1 protein-coding gene and 1 tRNA gene are annotated in these 521 nt (G+C 43.8%); one reads left to right on the forward strand and one right to left on the reverse strand.

Annotated elements, in window-relative coordinates; translation table 11 throughout:
* Positions 1-118: 118 nt before the first annotated feature.
* Positions 119-194, forward strand: a tRNA-Val gene (locus tag ACYVTD_RS16135).
* A 135-nt stretch (positions 195-329) separates the two neighbouring features.
* Here the strand turns inward: ACYVTD_RS16135 and ACYVTD_RS16140 are convergent.
* On the reverse strand, positions 330-521 hold a 192-nt coding region (locus ACYVTD_RS16140; protein WP_461248698.1), incomplete at its 5' end, for a hypothetical protein.

A 521-nucleotide genomic window follows, 5' to 3' on the forward strand; every position in this document is an offset into this window, starting at 1 on the left:
CAACATAATATGACGTATTTTGTAAAAATAACAAGATTATACTCGCGAGCTTGAAAATGACTTAAAACGCTTGACATCTCCTTCGAAATATGTTAAAATATATAGGCGTTGCAAAAATGGGCGATTAGCTCAGCTGGGAGAGCATCTGCCTTACAAGCAGAGGGTCATAGGTTCGAGCCCTATATCGCCCACCACGTTCAGGTAAATCCTTTGGGTCGGAATTAAAATATAAACCATTTTAATTCTCTCCCTTTACGGATTGCCCTCTCTTCTCCCCAAAAAGCCTTCGGCTTCCCGGGGACCCCGTTTTTTAGCAACACATTAGGTTTTCAAGATTTATATGATTTTTGTTTTCCAAAAAAATCAGCAGGCGAAGCCGAAGATTTTTTTGCAGAGGAGGAGCCGGCCGCAAAATGAGTTTGCTCGCTTGCGAGGAAACGATTAAAACAGGCCGAGCGACGACGAGCAGAGATGGCCGAGTGGTTTAAGGCGCCAGTCTTGAAAACTGGTGATGCGAAAGC

The sequence above is a fragment of the Treponema sp. R6D11 genome (genome assembly GCF_054786075.1).